Annotated in this window: 4 protein-coding genes; 3 read left to right on the top strand and 1 reads right to left on the bottom strand. The window is 68.4% G+C overall.

Annotation, left to right across the window (positions count from 1 at the left end):
- The coding region (locus EQG76_RS09440; protein WP_235031280.1) for a glucan biosynthesis protein at positions 1–247 on the bottom strand (247 nt) is incomplete at its 3' end.
- Positions 248–649: 402 nt separating this feature from the next.
- On the opposite strand from EQG76_RS09440, the gene betI reads away from it, so the two are divergent.
- The 3 genes from betI to EQG76_RS09425 all read left to right on the top strand — a co-directional run.
- Positions 650–1,243, top strand: a complete 594-nt coding sequence (betI, locus tag EQG76_RS09435) for a choline-binding transcriptional repressor BetI (RefSeq protein ID WP_159712766.1) — start codon at positions 650–652, stop codon at positions 1,241–1,243.
- Entirely contained in the window at positions 1,243–2,907 is a 1,665-nt protein-coding gene (betA, locus tag EQG76_RS09430; protein WP_159712764.1) for a choline dehydrogenase, read from the top strand. Before betI ends, betA begins: the two co-directional genes overlap by 1 nt.
- 62 nt (positions 2,908–2,969) lie before the next feature.
- The coding region (locus EQG76_RS09425) for a glycine betaine ABC transporter substrate-binding protein (protein ID WP_407925519.1) at positions 2,970–3,164 on the top strand (195 nt) is incomplete at its 3' end.

Raw genomic sequence — 3,164 nt, 5'->3', positions numbered from 1 at the left:
AGCGCAGCTTGCCGTGCGCGTCGTAGTCGATCTGCTTGGTGATCTCCGGCACCGGCCGGGGCGGCGGCGCATAGTCTTCCATGGCCATCTGCCTGGCGCGCTCGATCAGGCCCTCGAAAGAAAAGGGCCGGGCCTCGCCAAAGCGCAGACCGGTTTCCTCCGCCGCCTTCAGGCCGGCGGGGGTGGCTAGGAGTGCGGCGAGCGTGGCGAACGAGGCGAGGGTGTCGCGGCGCGTGAACGGGGGCATGGGCTGCTTCATGTCGTCGGCGATCGCCGCAGGAGATGGTCGGCGACACGGCGAGCGTCAAGTCGCGCCGAGGGGCGGTCCGCCTGTAGGCAGGCGATTGACGGGGGGAGTTCCGGAGCACTCGCTCCAGGCAGGCCAAAGGCAAGAACTATTCATTCGGGCGGCAAGACATGGACGTCCCGCCTCGAGTGACAGTCGTTGCTTCGCCGCTGCCGTGACATGCTCCAGATTGCGGTGGAACCACCGAGTACTGCGTCGTTCGGTCCGGTCACGGTGCGCATCGATTTGCCGGCAGCATCGACAGCGGCAGGATCGCAGCCCGATGTATGCATGCCGGGCGGATTCTTGATTGATCGACCAAACATGTCGCGGCAGAGTTCGCGCAAGTATGGAGGGAGCGCCTTGCCGAAGCTGGGCATGGAGCCGGTGCGCAAGCGTCAGCTGATCGACGCGGCGATCGAGACGCTGTGCCGCTATGGCTGGCACGAGACCACGGTGGTTCGGATCGGCCGGGAAGCCGGGCTGTCGCCTGGGATCATCCACCACTATTTCGCGGGCAAGGACGACCTCCTGGCGGCGGCGATGCGCCGGATCCTGGTGGAGTTCCGCCACGAGGTGACCTCGCGGCTGTCGGCTGCCGGTGACCCGCGCGGCCGGCTGCGGGCGGTAATTGAGGGCTGCTTCGCGCCCTCGCAGTTTCGCCCGGAGATCTGTGCCGCTTGGCTGGCCTTCTGGGCGCAGGCGCCGTTCGCGCCGGAACTGGACCGGTTGCGCCGCGTCTACATCAGCCGCCTGCGCTCCACGGTGCTGGCCGATCTGCGCCGGCTCCTGCCCGAGGAGCAGGCCGAGCTCGCTGTCCTGTCGCTGGCCAGCCTGATTGACGGCCTGTTCCTGCGCGCGGCCTCAGGGGACTCGCGGGTGAGCCCCGAGATCGCGCTGGAGCTGGCCTTTGGCCATCTCGACCAGTTCCTGGCCGGCCGGGCCCAGGTGCACTGATGGAAGGCACGGGCTTCGACCATGTGATCGTGGGCGGCGGCTCGGCCGGCTGCGTGCTGGCCGCACGCCTGTCCGAGGATCCAGAGCGACAGGTCCTCCTGCTGGAGGCGGGGCCGGTCGGGCGGAGCTGGAAGATCAGCATGCCGGCGGCGCTGACCTACAACCTGATGGACCAGCGCTACAACTGGTACTACCGCACCGAGCCCCAGCCGCACATGGACGGCCGTGAACTGTACTGGCCGCGCGGGCGGGTGCTGGGCGGCAGTTCGGCGCTCAACGCCATGGTCTATATCCGCGGCCACGCGAGGGACTATGACCGCTGGGCGGAGCGGGAGGGTTGCACGGGTTGGGCCTATGCCGATGTGCTGCCCTATTTCCGCAAGGCCGAGAGCTTCTCGCTGGGTCCGGACGCGTATCGCGGCGGCGACGGCCCGCTCTCGGTCTGGCGTGGCACCTCGAACAACCCCCTGTTCGACGCCTGGCTGGAGGCCGGCCAGCAGGCCGGCTACCCGTTCACCGCCGACATGAACGGTTTCCAGCAGGAAGGTGTGGGGCGGATGGACATGACCATCCGCAACGGCCGGCGCTGCAGCACGCGTCTGGCCTATCTGGAGCCGGCGCGGCGCCGGCCGAACCTGACGGTGGTCACCGGTGCGCTCGCTACCCGCATCCTGGTCGAGCGCGGCCGGGCCGCGGGTGTGCAGTATGTCGAGAACGGCCGGACCAAGACGGCATCCGCGCGGCAGGACGTGATCGTCGCGGGCGGTGCGATCAACTCGCCGCAGCTCCTGATGCTTTCGGGTATCGGACCGGCTGATGAACTGGCGGCCCACGGCATCGAGGTGGTCCACGACCTGCCGGGCGTCGGCAAGAACCTGCAGGACCATCTGGAGCTCTATGTGCAGCAGGCCTGCACCCAGCCAATCACGCTCATGGACACGATGAAGCCGCACAACATGGTGCTGGTCGGGCTGCGCTGGTTCCTGCGCCACGATGGTGCGGCCGCGTCCTCGCACCTGGAGGCCGGCGGCTTCATCCGCAGCGGCCCCGGCATCGAGCATCCCGACATCCAGTTCCATTTCCTGCCGGCACTGGTCAGCGACCATGGCCGCTCCCCTGGCGACCAGCACGCCTTCCAGGTCCATGTCGGGCCGATGCGGCCGGCCAGCCGCGGCGAGATCACGCTTCGTTCGGCCGATCCGCGCGTCCATCCCCGCATCCAGCCGAACTATCTGGCCGAGGAGCGCGACCGGATCGAGATGCGCCGCTCGATCGAGCTCAGCCGTGAGATCTTCGCGCAACCGGCCTTCGACCCCTATCGCGGCCCGGAGGTCATGCCGGGCGCTTATGTGCAGAGCGCTGCGGAGCTGGACGAATTCGTCCGGCGGAAAGCCGATTCCGCCTACCATCCCTGCGGGACCTGCAAGATGGGCGATCCGGCCGATCCGATGACCGTGGTCGATCCACAGTGCCGCGTGGTGGGCCTGGCAGGTCTGCGGGTGGTGGATGCCTCGATCATGCCCTCGGAACCGTCCGGCAACCTGAACGCGCCCACCATCATGATCGCGGAGAAGGCCGCCGACATCCTGCGCGGCCGGGAGCCACTGCCGCGCTCCAACGCCCCCGTTTATTCAGCACCCGACTGGCAGACCAGGCAGCGCTAACCAGCAAGATCAGGAGGGAAACGCCGATGCCGAGACTTCGCCTTCTTGTGGCCGCGGCCGCCATGGCCATGCTCGCCGGGGGTGGCGGGCTGCGGGCGGCCGAGCCCGAATCCTGCAGGACGGTGCGCTTTGCCGATGTCGGCTGGACCGACATCACCGCCACCACCTCCCTGGCCTCGGTGGTGCTCGAGGGGCTGGGCTACCAGCCGACGTCCACGATCCTCTCGGTGCCGGTGACCTACCAGTCGCTCGCCAAC

It is taken from the genome of Geminicoccus flavidas, from assembly GCF_009806515.1.
Classification (GTDB): Bacteria; Pseudomonadota; Alphaproteobacteria; order Geminicoccales; family Geminicoccaceae; genus Geminicoccus; species Geminicoccus flavidus.
This window is presented reverse-complemented; position numbering and strand designations above follow the sequence as displayed.